Annotated in this window: 16 protein-coding genes and 1 pseudogene; 9 read left to right on the plus strand and 8 right to left on the minus strand. The window is 35.7% G+C overall.

The features are described from left to right. The first annotated feature begins 77 nt into the window (after positions 1–77). The 4 genes and pseudogenes from CYAN10605_RS06375 (at position 78) to CYAN10605_RS06390 (ending at position 2,832) form a co-directional block, all read left to right on the plus strand. The gene (locus CYAN10605_RS06375; protein ID WP_015219118.1) at positions 78–488 is read left to right on the plus strand and encodes an archaeosortase/exosortase family protein; all 411 of its coding nucleotides are present in this window, start codon (positions 78–80) and stop codon (positions 486–488) included. Positions 489–577: 89 nt separating this feature from the next. After that, positions 578–1,573 (plus strand): hopanoid-associated sugar epimerase, encoded by a 996-nt coding sequence (gene hpnA / locus CYAN10605_RS06380; RefSeq protein ID WP_015219119.1) that lies wholly within the window; start codon positions 578–580, stop codon positions 1,571–1,573. Positions 1,574–1,649: 76 nt separating this feature from the next. Then, on the plus strand, positions 1,650–1,835 hold the full coding sequence (locus CYAN10605_RS06385; protein WP_015219120.1) for a hypothetical protein: 186 nt from the start codon (positions 1,650–1,652) through the stop codon (positions 1,833–1,835). Positions 1,836–1,908: 73 nt separating this feature from the next. Further along, positions 1,909–2,832, plus strand: a pseudogene (locus CYAN10605_RS06390) (IS5 family transposase). Between the two features lie 80 nt (positions 2,833–2,912). Here the strand turns inward: CYAN10605_RS06390 and CYAN10605_RS06395 are convergent. Further along, positions 2,913–3,125, minus strand: coding sequence for a hypothetical protein (locus tag CYAN10605_RS06395; protein ID WP_015219121.1), 213 nt, complete (start codon positions 3,123–3,125; stop codon positions 2,913–2,915). Between the two features lie 172 nt (positions 3,126–3,297). Continuing rightward, positions 3,298–4,764 (minus strand): glycolate oxidase subunit GlcD, encoded by a 1,467-nt coding sequence (glcD, locus tag CYAN10605_RS06400; protein ID WP_015219122.1) that lies wholly within the window; start codon positions 4,762–4,764, stop codon positions 3,298–3,300. Positions 4,765–5,206: 442 nt separating this feature from the next. On the opposite strand from glcD, the gene CYAN10605_RS06405 reads away from it, so the two are divergent. Both CYAN10605_RS06405 and CYAN10605_RS06410 read left to right on the plus strand, forming a co-directional pair. Beyond that, positions 5,207–6,130 (plus strand): SPOR domain-containing protein, encoded by a 924-nt coding sequence (locus CYAN10605_RS06405; protein ID WP_015219123.1) that lies wholly within the window; start codon positions 5,207–5,209, stop codon positions 6,128–6,130. Positions 6,131–6,486: 356 nt separating this feature from the next. Next, positions 6,487–7,221, plus strand: coding sequence for a precorrin-2 C(20)-methyltransferase (locus CYAN10605_RS06410; RefSeq protein ID WP_015219124.1), 735 nt, complete (start codon positions 6,487–6,489; stop codon positions 7,219–7,221). 317 nt (positions 7,222–7,538) lie between these two features. Here the strand turns inward: CYAN10605_RS06410 and CYAN10605_RS06415 are convergent, their stop codons facing one another. The 4 genes from CYAN10605_RS06415 to purM form a co-directional block, all read right to left on the minus strand. Further along, on the minus strand, positions 7,539–8,360 hold the full coding sequence (locus tag CYAN10605_RS06415; RefSeq protein ID WP_015219125.1) for a pentapeptide repeat-containing protein: 822 nt from the start codon (positions 8,358–8,360) through the stop codon (positions 7,539–7,541). A 17-nt stretch (positions 8,361–8,377) separates the two neighbouring features. Continuing rightward, the gene (locus tag CYAN10605_RS06420; protein ID WP_015219126.1) at positions 8,378–9,673 is read right to left on the minus strand and encodes a lipid-A-disaccharide synthase-related protein; all 1,296 of its coding nucleotides are present in this window, start codon (positions 9,671–9,673) and stop codon (positions 8,378–8,380) included. A gap of 301 nt (positions 9,674–9,974) precedes the next feature. Then, positions 9,975–10,799 (minus strand): septum site-determining protein MinC, encoded by an 825-nt coding sequence (minC, locus tag CYAN10605_RS06425; RefSeq protein ID WP_015219127.1) that lies wholly within the window; start codon positions 10,797–10,799, stop codon positions 9,975–9,977. Positions 10,800–10,858: 59 nt separating this feature from the next. Then, entirely contained in the window at positions 10,859–11,881 is a 1,023-nt protein-coding gene (gene purM / locus CYAN10605_RS06430; protein ID WP_015219128.1) for a phosphoribosylformylglycinamidine cyclo-ligase, read from the minus strand. A 608-nt stretch (positions 11,882–12,489) separates the two neighbouring features. Between purM and CYAN10605_RS06435 the strand changes: the two genes are divergently transcribed. After that, a complete protein-coding gene (locus CYAN10605_RS06435) occupies positions 12,490–13,401 on the plus strand; it encodes a septal ring lytic transglycosylase RlpA family protein (RefSeq protein WP_015219129.1) in 912 nt (303 codons plus the stop codon). A 412-nt stretch (positions 13,402–13,813) separates the two neighbouring features. Here the strand turns inward: CYAN10605_RS06435 and CYAN10605_RS06440 are convergent, their stop codons facing one another. Then, the gene (locus CYAN10605_RS06440) at positions 13,814–14,635 is read right to left on the minus strand and encodes a DUF4382 domain-containing protein (protein ID WP_150108934.1); all 822 of its coding nucleotides are present in this window, start codon (positions 14,633–14,635) and stop codon (positions 13,814–13,816) included. Positions 14,636–14,976: 341 nt separating this feature from the next. Between CYAN10605_RS06440 and CYAN10605_RS06445 the strand changes: the two genes are divergently transcribed. After that, positions 14,977–15,933: an MBL fold metallo-hydrolase gene (locus tag CYAN10605_RS06445; RefSeq protein WP_015219132.1), complete on the plus strand. Its 957-nt coding sequence runs from the start codon at positions 14,977–14,979 to the stop codon at positions 15,931–15,933. Positions 15,934–16,178: 245 nt separating this feature from the next. Here CYAN10605_RS06445 and ilvN read toward each other — a convergent pair whose 3' ends face one another. Further along, complete coding sequence (gene ilvN / locus CYAN10605_RS06450) at positions 16,179–16,697, minus strand: acetolactate synthase small subunit (RefSeq protein ID WP_015219133.1); 519 nt, start codon at positions 16,695–16,697, stop codon at positions 16,179–16,181. Positions 16,698–16,983: 286 nt separating this feature from the next. On the opposite strand from ilvN, the gene CYAN10605_RS06455 reads away from it, so the two are divergent. Continuing rightward, complete coding sequence (locus tag CYAN10605_RS06455) at positions 16,984–18,420, plus strand: aspartate aminotransferase family protein (RefSeq protein ID WP_041922437.1); 1,437 nt, start codon at positions 16,984–16,986, stop codon at positions 18,418–18,420. Positions 18,421–18,583 lie beyond the last annotated feature (163 nt).

The raw sequence follows: 18,583 nt of genomic DNA on the forward strand, positions 1-18,583 counted from the left end.
AAAAAATTTTAAGAATGAAAATATGAAAGCTATGATAGTATTTAGTGTTTATAATCATAAAATAAACTTAAAATAGAATGGAGATAAATGGAATAAAACCACAAGAATTAATTAAAAATAAAGGTTTTTGGTTATGGGCTATACTCTCTGCCTTAATAACCATAAATTTGACTATTTTTTGGAAAATGAATAATGTTGCTCATGTAGGAATGATTGGTTTGTATTGGTTAGCAGTGTATTCCTTACTTTGGGAGCGAAGAAAAAAAATATATTTTCAACAAAAATTAATACCCTGTATAATAGGCATAGCACTAATTGCATGGACTTTATTCGTCAGTCGTTCAATTCCAACCGAAAAAGAAAGTAATTTATTAAGCATTGCCCCTTTTATTTTTGCCACGGGTTTAGCTTTAATTGCCTCTGGATTTCGGGGATTAAAAGAGTTTAGAGGAGAATTATTAATTATATTCTTTTTAGGTGTACCTTAAGAAGTTTAATCTGAATAATAATATTTAAAACCTCTCTATAAGAGGTTATTTTTTTGTAAATTTATTTAATTTTATGTATTTTAATTATGATGAAAGGAAGAGTTTTTGTTACTGGTGCAACAGGTTTTGTTGGGGCTAATTTGGTAAGATTATTATTACAAGAAAATTATCAGGTAAGAGCTTTAGTTAGAAAAAATGCAGATTTAACGAACGTTAAAAATTTAGATATTGAATTAGTAGAGGGGAGTTTAAATGATGAAAATCTCTATAATAAAATGATAGGTTGTGATTATTTGTTTCATGTTGCCGCTCTCTATTCTCTTTGGTCAAAAGATAAAGAATTGTTATATCAAACTAATGTTTTAGGGACAAAAAATGTTTTTCACGCCGCTCGAAAAGCAAATATAAAACGTACTATTTACACCAGTTCAGTGGCGGCAATTGGGGTCAGAAAAGATGGCGTTTTAGCTGATGAAAATTATCAATCTCCTGTAGAAAATTTAATTGGTAATTATAAAAAATCCAAATATTATGCGGAGCAAGAAGCCCATTTAGCCATCAAATCGGGACAAGATATTGTCATAGTAAATCCGAGTACTCCTATTGGTGCATATGATTTAAAACCAACTCCCACGGGAGAAATTATTGTGAGATTTTTAAGGGGAAAAATGCCGGGGTTTGTAAATACTGGTTTAAATTTTATTGATGTTCAAGATGTAGCAAAAGGACATATTTTAGCTTTGGAAAAAGGTAAAACTGGGGAGCGATATATTTTAGGAAATCAAAACTTAACTTTAGCAGAATTTCTTGATAAATTAGCCAGAATAGCGAATAAATCTGCCCCAAAAGTTAAATTTCCTGTTTGGTTTCCTTTAGCTGTTGCCTATTTAGATGAGTATGTTTTGAGTAAATTAGGGAAAAATCCCTCCGTAGCTGTGGAAGCGGTAAAAATGTCTAGTCAGTATATGTTTTACAATTCTCAGAAGGCTGTAAAAGAATTAGGTTTACCTCAAACTGATATAGACAAAGCTATTAGAGATGCAGTTAACTGGCTGTGGGGGCGACAAGGGAGCTGGAAGTATTGATGATAAAAGGATTTCAATGTTAAAGTTCTCGCAAAATTAGATATTCTGGAGCAAAATATTATCTTTGCCTGAAAAAATGTTTCAACTTCCTAATATTTATCAACAACATTTAAAGAATCAATTTAATTTACCTCAATATTTAGCCCTTTATCTGCTACTCAATCTACTTCAGAATCTCAAAACTATTCGACTAGAAGAAATAGCTCGACGTTTTCCTTATCTTATTAAATTAAGAAGCAGAGTGGCTTTGTTGCATAAATGATGAGTTAAAGCCTTTTTGTGTATAGAATAAAATAATAACATCTGTTTTGCTCTCAAGATACGGTCACTTAACTATGAAAGAAAAATATCGTCTCAGAAATTGGTCAGAATATAATCAGGGTTTAAAACAAAGAGGTAGTCTGACATTTTGGATTTCTGAGGATACACTGTCTCATTGGTTAGTAACGGAAAAATCTGGTAAAAAAGGTGCTAGTAATTATTTCTCCTCCCAAGCAATATTAACTTTTCTGATGGTCAAATCACTGTTTAATTTACCAGGGAGACAAACACAGGGATTGATGGAATCTTTATTTTCCCTGATGAATATAGATTTATCAATACCAGACCATAGTACTGTTTCTCGTAGAGCCAGAAAACTAGAGATAGTATTACCAGTGGAAAAAACATCTTCATCTGGTCATGTGGTAATAGATTCAACGGGAGTAAAAGTTTATGGAGAGGGAGAATGGAAAACCAGACAGCATGGTATGAGTAAAAGAAGAACGTGGCGAAAATTACATTTAGCGGTAGATGAAAAAACCGGTGAAATTCTGGTGGCGGAGGTAACAACAAATGATTGTCATGATAGTGATGTACTAAAAAGTTGATCAGAAATAATCGAGGGTGAAATAGAACAAGTGTCCACCGATGGTGCTTACGACAAAAGAAAATGCTATCAAGCAATAGAAGAAAGAGGGGCAAAAGCAATAATACCACCACAAAAAAATGCCCAAAAATGGTCAGATATGGATGGGAACAGAAATAAGAATATTGACAGAATCGAAGAAATAGGAAGAAAAGAATGGAAACAAGAAAGTGGCTATCATCGACGTTCTATCTCAGAGACAACAATGTTTAGGTTAAAAACAATATTTGGAGGTAAAGTAAGTAGTAGAAATTTTGATAACCAGGCAGTAGAACTATTTGTTCAATGTCTGTTGTTGAATAGAATGAGACAAATAGCTAAAGCAGATAGCTATATAGTTAATAACAGATAAATATAAGGTTTAGGCGATCGCGCAGTGCTTCAGCTTCGCTGACATCGCACCTGTTGAAACAAAATTCCCTATTTATTAATTCATGCAACAAAGCCAATTAAACTTAAAAATCTCTGTAATTTCTTAACTCTGCTTCGTAATTTAATAGGATAAGGAAAACGTCGAGCTATTTCTTCTAGTCGAATAGTTTTGAGATTCTGAAGTAGATTGAGTAGCAGATAAAGGGCTAAATATTGAGGTAAATTAAATTGATTCTTTAAATGTTGTTGATAAATATTAGGAAGTTGAAACATTTTTTCAGGCAAAGATAATATTTTGCTCCAGAATATCTAATTTTGCGAGAACTTTAACATTGAAATCCTTTTATCATCAATACTTCCAGCTCCCTTGTCGCCCCCACAGTTAAATTTCCCTTTTCCTCATCACTCATAGATAAAAATTTACTCTGAACTCGGATTATAACTATTAGAATGCGATCGCACCCTTGTATTCCGTTTTTTGAGCGTTGGCAGACTCACCACAGGTGCGAGGAGTAGGGAAAATTTTAGTAGGGTTAGCCAATCCTTTGGGGTTGAAACTACTTCTAACATATTGCATCGTTTCTAAATCAGTTTCCGTAAACATATCACTCATATAGCATTTCTTGTCGCTACCAATGCCATGTTCACCAGAAATACTACCACCAACACGGACACATAACTTAAGGATTTCCCCCCCTAACTCTTCCACCGTTTCAAAAGCGCCCTCAACCGCTCCATTATAAAGGATTAAAGGATGTAAATTGCCATCTCCTGCATGGAAAACATTAGCGATACGATAACCATATTTTTCGCTTAATTGATTGATTTCAGCTAATACTTGAGGTAACTTAGAACGAGGGACAACCCCATCCTGTACAAAATAATTGGGGCTAATTTTACCCATAGCCGCAAAAGCCGCTTTTCTCCCTTTCCATAATTTTAAGCGAGTTTCTTGATCATTCGCAGAGGTTATACTACCTGCACCACACTGACGGCAAATTTCTGCAACCTTCTCTTTATAGTTTTTCACCTCCACCTCTAAACCATCCAACTCCACTAATAAAATAGCCTCCGCATTGCGAGGATAACAGTCAGTCGCTACTACATCTTCCACCGCATTGATACTAAAATTATCCATCATCTCCATACCTGCGGGGATGATACCAGCCTGAATAATACCAGCAACGGCTTTTCCTGCATCTTCCACACTTTGAAAATCTGCTAAAACAACACAAATAGACTCAGGAGTTTTGAGAATTTTTAAGGTAATTTCCGTGGCAATACCTAAAGTACCTTCTGAACCCACAAATAAGCCTGTTAAGTCAAATCCGGGAGTTTCTGGAACTTTCCCGCCTATTTTAAGAATTTCTCCTTCCGCAGTTACTATTGTTAAACCTAAAACATGATTAGTTGTTGTACCATATTTAAGACAATGAACCCCCCCAGAATTTTCTGCCACATTACCACCAATAGAGCATATAATCTGACTAGAAGGATCAGGAGCATAGTAAAAACCTGCACCACTAACCGCTTGTGTTACCCAATTGTTGATGATACCGGGTTGCACAATAATACGCTGATTATCATAATCAATGTCTAAAATTTGACGCATTCTTGCCGTAACAATTAAAACGCAATCTTCCACAGGTAAAGCTCCCCCTGATAAACCTGTACCTGCCCCTCTAGCTATCCAAGGAATTTCGTATTGGTTACAGACTTTGACAATCTCTGCTACTTCTTCTGTGGTTTTGGGTAAAGTGACTAAGGCAGGGCGTTGACGATATTGAGGTAAACCATCGCATTCATAGGTAAGAAGTTCATCTTTTCGTTTGACAACTCCATTTTTACCTAAGACAGATTCTAGTTTTTTAATGATGGGTTGCCACTTATTGTCAATGGAAGATAAAAACATAGCTTATTTATAAAGATGGGTGAGAGGTTAAAAATTTGAATGAATACTTTTTAAGTTTCTATGATAACCTCAGTTTGGTTTAAGAATATAGGATAAGAGCAGGTTTACTTTATGAAAGAATTTAGGTATTGAGGGACTTATAAAGAGTGGGCGATAGGATAAAACCGTATTTTGATTGACAATGTTCCTCTAAACATTTATATTGTCAACCAAAAGTTGACATTGTCTTTATGTAGAGTTAGAAGCAATGGAGTTGAAAGTGTGAGAAATAGTGGTTTTGAGAGGAAGCTAATTTTAAAATACTTCGGAAACAAATTTTTGTGAAAATGGTCACATTAGATAGTTTATGGATAACAAAAAATAGACAAAAACAAGTTAGAATCTGATTGTTGATAGTTAATTGATGTCTATATTAAAGTTTTAAATTAATCTCGAATTCCTCATGAATAATTATCAAGTTCTTTCTCCTCAACATTTACCATTAATTTTGTTAACGTCTCTATGGCTTCTCACACCTCAGAAAGTTAGTGCGGGTGCGATCGAAATTAGCATTGACCCTTATAATGATTCGGGATATGAGACTATTCCTCTTGAAAGCAATCAAAGTCCTAATGACAATACACACGCTTCTCCAAAACCTAACTTATCCGTTATCGATAAAGAAAATATATCTAGTGAAGGAATTTATTATGTAAAAGGAAACTCTCCTCCTCCTCCTCCGCAAATAGTTGACGGCAATCTCATCCAATCAAACCAGAGCTTACCTGCAATACCTCCTCTAAATGAGCCTTATAGCCCCCAACAAACTGCTGATGTTAATCCTCGAAATATTACTCCTACTAACGAATTGTCTGTTTCTGTTTCCCCTTTGAACGTTACACCTTCGACAGAAAATACTACCTCTAATAATGCTCCCACGACGAATAAAATTGTGGTAGAAAACTCTAACAATAGTATCCGCAATATAAGCGTAAGTCCTCAAAACTCTAACTCAAATTCCGTTTCAGTTAACAACAACTCAAATAACTCCTCTATGGATAATTTAGGTAAAAGGAGAAATCTGCGGGAAATTTTAGTTTTTTCTAATTCAACAAATTCTGAGAATATCAAAAATAATGGCAATAATATGCCTTCTGAATCTTTACAATCTTCTTCTAACAATAGTCAAACTGTATATAAAGTTTTAGCTAAAACTAACGGTAATAACCAAGAAGTGGGAGTAAAATCTCTCTATCCTGAAGCCTTTAAAACTAATTATCAAGGACAATCTTTACTACAAGTGGGGGTGTTTAGCACTCAGGAAAACGCCGAACAAGTATCCCAGTCTCTTGCAAATATAGGGGTTAAGGCTATTATTTTAAAATAACCTGAGTTTGGGATAAATTTTCATCTATGAGTGATGGAGAAAAGGGCAATTAATGAATAGTGAATAGTTGATAATTAAGAATTAAAAATTAAAAATTAAAAACTCCGAACCCATTCTCACTTCCCCCTCTCACCCCTTCTCCTCATCTCCCCATCTCCTCCTCCCCTCATCACCTCATCACCCCTTGTCTCTACTCCTTACTCGTTACTTTCTCCTAAAACCTGAAACCTGCCACCTGATACCTTTTCCTAACCAATAATTTACACGACGAGGACTAAGAGAGCCGCTTATTCTGACGCTGTAAGATAAAATGATATATTTAGCACAATAAAAATAAGATTGACATATAAATATTGATGAATTCAAGAATTGGCACTCTTTATGGTGTCAGCGTTGGTACAGGAGATCCAGAGTTAATAACCATTAAAGCCTTAAAAGTCATCAAAAATAGTCCTATAATTGCTTTTCCTGCTGGAATTAATCAAAAATTGGGCAAAGCAGAAACTATCATTCAAAATTATTTGCAACCCCACCAAAAAAAACTATCTCTCACTTTCCCCTATACATTGTCCCAAGAAATTTTAGAGAGGTCATGGCGGAAAGTGGCATTACAGGTTTGGGAATTTTTAGCTAAAGGTTTAGATGTGGCTTTTGCTTGTGAAGGGGATATTAGTTTTTATAGCACTTTTACTTATTTAGCTGAATATATCAAAAAAATTGACTCTAATCTCAGAATAGAAAGAATTGCAGGGGTATCTTCTCCAATGGTTGCCGCTTCTGTATTAGATATTCCTTTAACTGTGCAAGATGAAAAATTAGTGGTTTTACCTGCTTTTTATTCGGTAGAAGAGTTAGAAAAAGTTTTGGATTGGGCGGAAGTCATTGTTTTAATGAAAGTAGCTTCTGTTTATGAAAAAGTATGGCAAATTTTGGCACAAAAAGGTTTATTATCCTCTTCTTATATAGTAGAAAAAGCAACTCAACCAGAAGAAAAAGTATATCGTAATCTTACTTTATTGCCCCATTTAAAGTTAAACTATTTTTCGATTTTGATTATCAAAAATAATCCCCACAACACTCAAGCTATTTAATAAACGTCTCCAACAATTCTCAAAATAAGGGAACCAAGCCCTAACTACGAGCCTATATTAATATTTTCTACCAGATGTCTAATATACCTCAGTTGTTCAGTAGGAATGTCTGACTTAGACAAATTGCCGGTGGCTGGTTTCAAGCATGATATTTCTTTAGCGTCAATTATTTAACAAAAAATAACAAGAAGAAAATCAATAAACATAAGTTTTCTGCAAATTATTATGACTTTTCTCTCTTCTACTCCCCCCAGCACCACCAGACAATTTTATATTGAACTCAGTAATTTAGTTGGAAGAATAAAAACACTCTCTAGCTATTCTTTCATCACAGCTTCTGTTAGGTCAGCTCGATCGAAGTTTGCCTGACTAATATTAGCATGAACTAAATTAGCTTTAGTTAGATTAGAACGAGTTAAATTTGACCATAATAGATTTGCTTCAGAAAGATTGGCTTCGGAGAAATCCACCATTTTGAGACTACACCAAGTCATCATACTATGATAAAAATTAGCACCATGAAAAATACTGTTAGCAAAATTCCCTCCGCTTAAATTAGCATGACTGAAATTAGCATGGGATGCTTTGATACCCACACCATTAACAGAATTCATTTGAGTAAGAGATAAATTGGCATTTTCTAAATTAGTGTTAATCATAATGGCATTAGTTAAGTTTGCCCCTTGTAGGTTAGCACCCTGTAAATTAGCATCTGTCAAATTAGCTCGACTTAAAAGACTGTTAATCAAAATTGCATGACTCAAATTGACGTTTTTTAAAATAGCATCATGTAATAATGCACAAATTAACTTACTATGACTAAAGTTACTATGACTCAGATTTGCATTTCTTAAACTAGCGTCTGTGAGGTCACTATTTTGCAAATCTCCTTTAATTATTTGGGATTGAATCAAGTTAACGGCACTCAAATCTCCTTGGATAACGACATTTTCTAAATTTGCTTCTTTTAGGTTTGCTTGGGTGAGAAAACATCCTTCAAAACAAGCACCACTCAAATTAGCTTCTTTTAAGTTAATTCTGTGAAGCACTGTATTTGTTAATTTTTGATTTTGAAGATCAACTTTTTGAAAGTTTGTTTCCCCTCGGTTATATCTTTCTATCAATTCTTGGGCATCCATCTTAAAATTTACCTTTGCTATACTTCACTTCTTTGGGTTAGTTTGCTTAATAATTCACGGGCGATTTTTTTTGCACCCCCTGCACTTCCTAATCTTTTTTTACCATTAACTGAGATTGATTGCCATAAATCTGGGTTAGATAGTAATTCTTGCACTTTATCTTTTACTTGTTGAGGATTTTCCACCAGTTGTAAGGATATTCCTAATAAGCGGCTTTGATTCTTCGCAAATTTTGGGTTATACTGCGCCCCAGTACCAGCAAATGCGATCGCAGGTTTTCCTAAGCCGACAAACTGTTCTGTTGCTGTACCTGCCATCGCTATTGATATATCACAATATTGTAAACTTTGAGCATAACTATTTTGACTCAAGATTAATTGAGCTTTATTCTTAGTAAGAATCATTTTATCAGGATCTTCAATGGGTATGTTAACTGATTTTTTTTGAATCGGTTTCCATTGAAATTTTTGGGCAATTTCGGCAAAGACATTTAAGTTTAGAGAAGATGCGATCGCACCCACAAATCTTAAATCTAAATCTTGAATTTCTAATAAACTATCCACAGCAGAAAGGATTAATTGCCAGTTATCGAGGGCTTCTGGTAATCTTGAACCGGGTAACAATAATACTTTTAAGGTATATTCATCATCTGGATTTTGGACAGGAGAAAAAGATATGTCCACATCATCCATCATCGGGTTGCCATAATCATAAGCTCGAATACCGTAATTTTGCAAAGACTCAACCGTTAAACTATCTCTGGGAAAAATACCTAAACAAGATTTACTGCTCATTAACCAACGCTCCCAAGGATAATAAATCGAACCCAAAAAGCGATCAACAATACTAACATCTTCTAACCACCCCTCTTCATTTCTTAAATAATATTCAGATTTTGCCGTGCCGACAAAAAAATAATTAACACCACTTAAGTTTGCCCAAAGTAAAGGTAAAATATCCCCCACTGCCAGAATTAAACCCCCTTCCCTGCTCCACTGTTTAACTTGTTGATATTGATGAAGGGTTAAACCCACTAAGCCACTTTTAATATCTTTCCATAACTGGCGACCATCCATATAAATAAACCCCCCCGAGGGCATTTTTTGAACTTTTCCTAATAGGGGTATATCTATTTTTTGATAAGCAAAACCTTCCCCTACCATGGGCAAAGCAGTAATATTTATTGGGCAATACTCTTGATTAGAATCAGAGGAGAAATTAATTTTTTGTAGTTTCCATAATTCTTGAATAATTTTGACTGCAATTACATCCTCTCCATGACCATTACTGATTACTAACAAACGGCGATTCATTGTGATTATACCTGAGTCCGCTATAAAATTTTCGTTGATATAAATAAGGCAGGGCTGTTTCATTTTCGAGAAAAAAAAAGAGCGGGAGATAAGGGGAGAGGGAGATGGGGGGATTTTTGACTTGCAGATTTTAAGTAAGAATAAAAAATCTTGAAACAATCAATTAATCATAATAAATTATCAAAACTCATTACTCATTACTCATTACTCGTTACTTATTACTCCCTCTTAAACAAAGATTTTAGTATGAAACAGCCCTGTATAAATAAGGGGTAAACCCCCTCATCCCCAAAAAAAGTTATCATCTAATTTGCCAATAGTTTTTGTCTGCTATAAATTCATAGGAACGATAAAAATTTTCTGCGGGGTTGATTTTGATTCCTTCATTACTAATATAAGCAATTTCTGGGATATAGTTATCAGGAAGATTATCGGGGGCGCGAGCAACTAAATCCGCAATACGTAATTGAGTGGGTAACATTTTCAATGCCATAATTAATGCCTGTTTATTACCATTAGCACCAGCATGGGCAATTCCTCTTAGGTTACCCCAGATTAAGACATCTCCCCCCGCAATAATTGTTGCTCCGGGGTTAACATCCCCTGCAATAATAATCGTGCTAGGATGACAAATTTCTACTCCTGAGCGAATGGTTGTTTTTAAGTATAAAGGTTCTGTGAGAGCTTGATTTTCTTCTTTTTTTTCTTTTTTAGTGTCGCTAAAGGTGACTAAAGATGATTCTTGCTTCACAGAATAACCGGCACTGGCTACCGCTACAGCCGTTTGACGACGACGGGTAATTATAATGTCTAAGGTTAAGCCGATGTTTTCGAGTATTCCTTCTAATTCACTTAATTGTCTTATATCTAAGAGGCGATCGCCACTTTTAATGACCGTTTTTGTACCTAATTGCCAAGATTTGTCTATTTTTTGCAATCTAATTTTAAAATCGTCAATAATTCTGCCCCACTGATTAGCTTCACTTTTATTAACTGGGGGAAGATTAACTTCTATTATTTCCCCTTTTTTGATCAAGTTAATTTGCTCTTTGCTACTCAATAATTTTAATGGGGGAGGTGTCGGGGATTCTGTGAGAGAATCCTGATTTTCTGTTTCAATAGACATTTTCTTCTTGATAATGAGTAATGAATAGAGGGTTGGTAAATATAAATAGGTACTAATGGTCAGTTAAATATGATTGTTTGTTTCCCTTCAATTACTTTACCAATTAAAAAAGTATCAATACCACTACTTTGAAAATGTTGAATTGTTTTATCAGCTTCTTGGGCTTCCACAATCACCACGAAGCCAACTCCCATATTGAAAGTATTAAGCATATCTTCTAAGGACACATTCCCTTTTTTCTTTAACCATTGGAATATAGGGGGAATTGTCCAACTATCTAATTTTACTTCTATGGATTTATCTGTTGGCAAACAACGAGGTAAGTTTTCGGGGATGCCTCCTCCTGTAATGTGTGCCATTCCTTTTATGGGAATCCCCGTTTTTAATGCTGACAACACAGGTTTTACATATAATTTGGTGGGAGTTAAACAAATTTCTCCTAGGGTTTTTTCTCCTAATTCTTCACATTGATAATCCCAACTTAACCCCTCAGATTCAATTATTTTACGTACCAGAGAAAAACCATTACTGTGAATACCACTACTAGAAAGTGCGATCGCAACATTTCCTGCTTGAATAGCACTACCATCAATAATTCTACTTTTTTCCACAATACCAACACAAAAACCAGCTATATCATACTCACCCTGTTGATAAAATCCTGGCATTTCTGCTGTTTCACCCCCCAATAACGCACAACCGCTCTCTTTACAGCCAATAACAATGCCATTGATAACTTCTGCTAATTGATTACCATTTAATTTACCCGTAGCTAAATAATCCAGAAAGAATAAAGGTTCAGCCCCAGAAGTAAGAATGTCATTAACACACATCGCCACCAAATCAATTCCCACAGTATCATGACGATTCAATTGATGGGCAATTTTTAATTTTGTACCAACACCATCTGTACCTGAAATTAAGACAGGTTGTTGATAACCGGCAGGGATTTCAAAGCAACCACCAAACCCCCCTAAACCGCCTAAAACTTCTCTACGATAGGTACTAGCTACATTTTCCGATATTTTTTTGACAAATTCTCTTCCCGCTTCTACGTCAACTCCTGCCTGTTTATAATCCATTGTGCAATCTCCTTTAGATAAATTTTTTCAATAGATGAAATTTTACTCTTTAAATTGATCAAATTTTCTTATCGTATCGACACGGGAATTATTGATCATTTTTCGACCAAATTATCATACCATTATTGTCTAATTTTGGTCAAAATTTATCCTTTAAAAGAGTTTGTTTTATGAGATAATTTCACTTTAATAATCTTTTTTTCCTTTATAAATCAATTCATCAGCCTCTTCTATTTTTTTAAACATTCATGTAGCCACAAGAAACATAAATCCTTAAGTTATTTTCTTACTCAAAATACTACTATTTTTACAGATCCTATTTTTTTTACTTGTATTTAGCCGTTTAATTGATTAGTTATTTAAAACATTGAGAGCTTTTTTAAAATTAAATAAACTAACTATGGTACATATTAAAATTTATTTTATCTACCTATATAATTATATTAAATATTACAATATACTTTAAATAAGAAATAATTAACCATAAGTAAAAATCCTTATGTTAACTTAATTTAAGTTCACTCACATAAATAAAGTGTCATTCACAAGGAGCAAACTAACAGAAAAGCTCAATATTAAAGGCTTTCATTGTTCACTAAAGAAACATTATGGATAACAAAAATTGTCAAAGAGCTGTAAAAACAGCCTTATCAACTATCATCGGATTAAGTATCAGTGGGGTTTTAATCGCTCCAACTGTTCGAGCTAATGGCTATCAAGCACAAGATGGCGAAGTCACTTCTCCGATTCATAATGTCCTAGCGAAAACCTCTACCGCCCCAGTTAAAGAATTTCTCGTTACCAAACTCTATCAACATCAGTGGGATGATCAAGATGCTGTGACGCTTCACTATAACAATATTCCCCTACTAACATTTCTTGATACTCCTGATGGTAAAGCAATCAATAACGCCACCAATTTTGCAAAAAAACTAGAACAATTATCTTCTAACTCTGCTCAAGCATCAGAAATTAACGTTGCTTGGAATGCCAAAACTGAGGACTATGTAATCACTTTTGCTAATAACGAGTTAGTGAGAATTAACGAATACGTTATCTTACCAGATAGCACTGAAGATTTAGCCCATGATGCTTTACAGGCTACTAATCGTTTGCGTCGTTTAATGGGTAATGCAACTCCTTTAAAGGAAGTTAAAGGGCAACCTAAAGTTGTTGCGAAAAAACAAACTCAGAAAGCAACATTTGCGGGGGTCAAAAATTTACGCAAGGCGGCACAGGGGATTGCGTCTTGGTATGGACCGGGTTTTCATGGACGAAAAACTGCTAGTGGGGAAAGATTTAATCAAAATGCGTTAACTGCGGCTCATCGCTCTTTACCTTTCGGTACAAGAGTTAAGGTGACTAATCTTAATAATGGTCGCTCAGTGGTAGTGCGTATTAATGATAGAGGTCCTTTTACTCGTGGTCGTATTGTCGATTTATCGGCTGGAGCGGCTAGGGTAATTGGCTTGAAAAGTAGTGGTGTTGCCCCTGTTCGTATTCAAATTTTAGGACGATAAGTTTCACTAGACCTTGTTTTGTGATCATAACTATCAGCTATGGTCTTAGGATATTGGGGAGTTTTAAGTCCTTTAAATTCCCTTTATTATAAGGATGAAACTATTTCAGAGTGGGTTTCACAATTTATTATCCTCACCCCCAATCCCTCTCCCAAAGGAGAGGAGTAAAAGAATATTTGATAACTTTTCAAATACTCTCTAAGACTCTAACTAACCTCAGTTCGGTTTAAGAATATCCAACAAGGTTAGGTGTCAGGTTGCAGGTTGCAGGCGTTAGGGGTTTTTAGCAAGGGGCTTAAGCCCCTTGTTTAAGTTAGTTCGGGTTAAGGCAATTTTATCGTTATTTCTAAGAAGAAGCTATAAGGTTTTCTGACTACGAGTTGGGATGCTTTCAGCTTATCCAAAACTCAGGTTAACTAACTAAGCGACAATGCCCCTCTCCCACATGACCCAAAGATTGAAGATTTTTTTCTAGTTTTTCATAATCTTCTGGGGATAGTTGGGCTTTCATGGTTGCTAAATCAATATTTAATTCTCCATTATTGGAAAGTTGTGCTAGGGGTTGAAATCCGATCGCACCTACATTAATCTCATCTTCTGGGGTTGCCTCGCCATCTCCAAAAATATGGTCAAAATGGAAAGTTGTTTCTAATTGGGCATCTTTCCCCGCTTCTAAAACCCCCTTTCTTTCATCTCCCACAAATTCCCCACATTGATATTCTAGGGGTATGGGTAAGTTAAGAACAAAATTAATAGTTTCACCATCTTTTACTGCTATACCATCAAGAACAATACTAGAATTGCTTTGGGCATCATTGATTAATTTCCACGAAATAGCATTATATACTCCCGTGGGTGCGATCGCTTCTGCTACTATGATGGGAGAAGCATTTTCATCTCCTTGAGCCAAATCAATAGTTATCGCCTCATCAACTAAAATAATAGACTCAGAAGCGTTAATCATCTCGTCACTTTCAGCATTAAAAGGAGGGTCAGTTTGATATGCAATGACTTCATCAAGAGTAACGTAAGCATGATTAAAATCGATACGCCAACCATCTTTACTTGTAAAGCCCTGACGAATAAAATCTTCTCCATTGGCCACAAGAGTTAAAGTCTCCCCTGCATAATCTTCATTTTCGCTCACAGTAGTATTAGAAGAGTTATTACCGCAAGAAGATAGAAATAAAATAGCGATGAAGCTAACAAAACTAAAATTAAACCAATTTTTCACAATTATTAGGGTTTTCACATATTTTTACCAAACAACCTTAATAATGAAAGAATATTTATTTTTCTACAATGCTGTAACCCCCCATGGGTATTTTGCAACTTCACCTCAGTTCGGTTTAAGAATATCCGATAAGGTTAGGTGTCAGGTTGCAGGTTGCAGGTGGTAGGGGTTTTTAGCAAGGGGCTTAAGCCCCTTGTTTAAGTCAGTTCGGATTAAGGCAATTTTATCGTTATTTCTAAGAAGAAGCTATAAGGTTTTCTGACTACGAGTTGGGATGCTTTCAGCTTATCCAAAACTCAGGTTAAAGTAATATATAAAAGAATTTGTAGTTGAGGAATTTTATGTTGAAAAAAATATCTCGTTTTCTGGGTTTAATTTTTTTTGTGAGTATTATTAGTATTTTTATTATTAATAAAGCTACTGTCGCTCATGAAAAACCATTAGTAGATAATGGACAAATAGTTAGCCAAAATTCAGAGGCAATCAATGTTAGAATCATTCCCCTAAAAGATAATATCTATATGCTAACAGGAGAAGGCGGTAATATTGGACTTTCCGTTGGAGATGATGGAGTTTTAATGATTGACAGTCAATTTGCTTATCTATCAGATAAAATCAAAGATGAAATTAAGCTCATCAATAGAAGACCCGTTAATTATTTAATCAATACTCATTATCATTTTGACCACGTCGGAGGTAATGAAAACTTTGCTAATGACGGAGCGGTTATTATCGCCCACGATAACACTTTTAAACAGATGCAAAAAGACCACTCTTATCCTGTCTTAGGAATGGATGTAAAAGCATCTCCTGCTTCGGCACTACCAAAAATTACTTTTAATGATGTGAGTAATTTTCACGTTAACGGTAATCATATCAAGGCTTTTGCTGTCCCACCTGCTCATACAAATAGCGATATTGTGATTCATTTTGCCAAAGAAAATATTATTCATACAGGAGATTTATTTTTTAATGGCTTCTATCCTTTTATTGACACAGAGGCTGGAGGATCTATTGATGGTATGATTTCTGCTATTGACCAAATTTTGGCGTTGTCTAATGAGCAAACTATTATTATACCGGGTCATGGAGAAAGAGGCGATCGCGCTTCTTTAATTAAATTTCAAGAGATGTTAAAAACAGTTAATGAAAGAGTAAAAGAGAGAATAGCTCAAAACATGACTTTAGATGACATTATCTCAGAAAAACCCCTTGCAGATTTAGATCAAGAATGGGGTGACGGTTTTCTAACTTCTGATCAATTTTTAACTATTGCCTATCAAGGTATAAAAAATTAAGAATTAAGAAAAGGGCAATGGGCAAAGGTAAATAGTGAATAGTGAATAGTTGATAATTAAAAATTAAGAATTAAGAATGAAAAACCACGAATACTTATTACTTACTTATTACTTATTTATTATTTATTACTTGTTTCTCCCTCTCCCCTCATCCCCTCATCCCCTCATCCCCCTATCCCCAACACCTGCAACCTGAAACCCGATACCTACCCTTATCCAATATACTTAAACCGAAGTGAGGTTGATTAAACTTTTACTTGTAAAGACTTGAGATATTCGGTATTCACTCCAGACTCTCTGACAAGGGCAACTTTTCCTGTTCGGGCTATTTCTTTAATACCAAATTTACTTAACATAGAAATAATTGCCACCATTTTACCCGGATCACCCACTACCTCTAAAATAAGACTATCATCAGAAATATCTACTACCTTTGCTCTAAAAATCTGAACAATTTGTAAAACTTCACTACGATTACTGCTATTAGCACTGACTTTTACTAACATTAACTCTCTTTCGACACAAGGAATTTTAGTAATATCAGTAACTTTAATAACATTAATTAATTTATGTAATTGTTTTGTTAGTTGCTCAATGGTATCATCATCACCGGGGACAACCATTGTTATTCTTGAAATACCAGATTGTTCAGCAGGTCCTACTGCCAAACTTTCAATATTAAAACCCCTACGGGCAAATAAACCAGCAATTCTTGTTAAAACCCCTGCTTCATCTTCTACCAAAACTGAGATAGTATGCTTCATTGATGTTTAGATACTGAATGCGTTAACAATAATAAGGATTGAAAGAGAATTAATTGTCGATACGTTATGCGAAATTTTATCTTAGACGCAGTCACCGAAGGTGCGACTACGTTGATCGCACTGATAATATAAATAATTAATTCAACATCCCATTTTATCAAAATCAACGACACCGAGCTAGTAACCCATCAATTTATTAGCTGTTATCAGAAAAAAGAAGTTTAACCTTATTTTCAAAATTTATTGACATTTATTTCTATTTATAGCTATTATATGAAACCATATCTTGTTAGTAGATATTCGCAATAAAAATCTTCATTACAAAAAACTGATGCAACAACTCTGTAATGATTTAGGGCAAATGATGTCATCAGCCCCTCATTCAACAACGGTACAAATGCGATCGCTGCCAGGGAATCATTCTCGGGCATACCTCGATCGTCAACAACTCCGAGAATCCAATGCCCGTAGTTATCCAAGGCGAATTCCCATGGCGATTCGCGAAGCAAAAGGGATTTTTGTGACGGATGTGGACGGAAATGTCTATTTTGACTGTCTGGCAGGGGCTGGAACTCTTGCCCTAGGGCATAATCATCCAGCAGTCATCGAAGCAATGCAACAAACATTGACAGGAAATTATCCCTTGCATACTTTGGATTTGACCACACCGATTAAGGATCGTTTCGTAGAAGAATTATTCGCCAGTTTGCCAGAAAATTTTGCCAAACGAGCAAAGATTCAATTTTGTGGTCCCACGGGGGCTGATGCGGTGGAAGCGGCTCTTAAATTGGTGAAAACAGCCACAGGGCGACGGAGTGTCCTCTCGTTTTCCGGAGGTTATCATGGCATGAGTCACGGAGCTTTAAGTTTAACGGGGAATATTGCTCCCAAGTCTGCGGTGCCGGGGTTGATGGCGGATGTTCATTTTCTTCCTTATCCCTATGATTATCGTTGCCCCTTTGGGGTGGGTGGTGACAATGGACATAAGATTAGTAGTCGTTATATCGAGTATTTATTGGAAGATCCAGAAAGTGGAATTGTGCCACCTGCGGGTATGATTTTGGAGGTTGTCCAAGGTGAAGGGGGGGTGATTCCTGCTCCAGATGCTTGGTTGCAGGAGATGAGACGAATTACCAGCGAACGGGATATTCCCTTAATTGTGGATGAAATTCAAACCGGCTGGGGACGCACGGGAAATTTATATGCCTTTGAAAGGTCGGGGATTACCCCGGATGTGTTGTTACTGTCCAAGGCGATTGGTGGTTCTTTGCCTTTGTCAGTGGTTCTGTATGATGAGAAACTCGATTTATGGAAACCGGGCGCCCATGCTGGTACATTCCGAGGTAATCAGTTGGCTATGGCAGCGGGTACTGCCACACTTAAGTATATCATGGAAAATCAACTGGTTGATTCTGTAAAAGTTTTGGGCGATCGCCTGATGCAGAATTTACAACAGATTCAAGGGAATCATCCTTGTATTGGTGATGTGCGAGGACGAGGATTGATGGTGGGGGTAGAGATTGTTAATCCCCATGGTGGTAAGACTGCATATCCAGAACTAGCAAGAAAAATTCAAAAGGCTTGTCTGGAACGGGGTTTAATTTTAGAGTTGGGCGGACGTTTTGGTACTGTAGTTCGTTTTCTCCCACCTTTGATTATCACGGCAGATCAAATTGATGCCATCAGTGAAATATTTGCCCAAGCGGTAGAGGCTGTAAACTGATTTTTACATCAAATTTTCAGCAGTGTAATTGACCAATAGTTAATAGATTTCAAAGGAGCTAGGAGCAAAAGTAAACCTATCTAGGACAAGGGGCAAACCCCCCTTTATCCCCCCTCTCGAGGGGGGAGGGCAAAAGTGTTTAATTAACCTCCCCCTCTCTCCT

The organism is Cyanobacterium aponinum PCC 10605 (assembly GCF_000317675.1).
GTDB lineage: Bacteria > Cyanobacteriota > Cyanobacteriia > Cyanobacteriales > Cyanobacteriaceae > PCC-10605.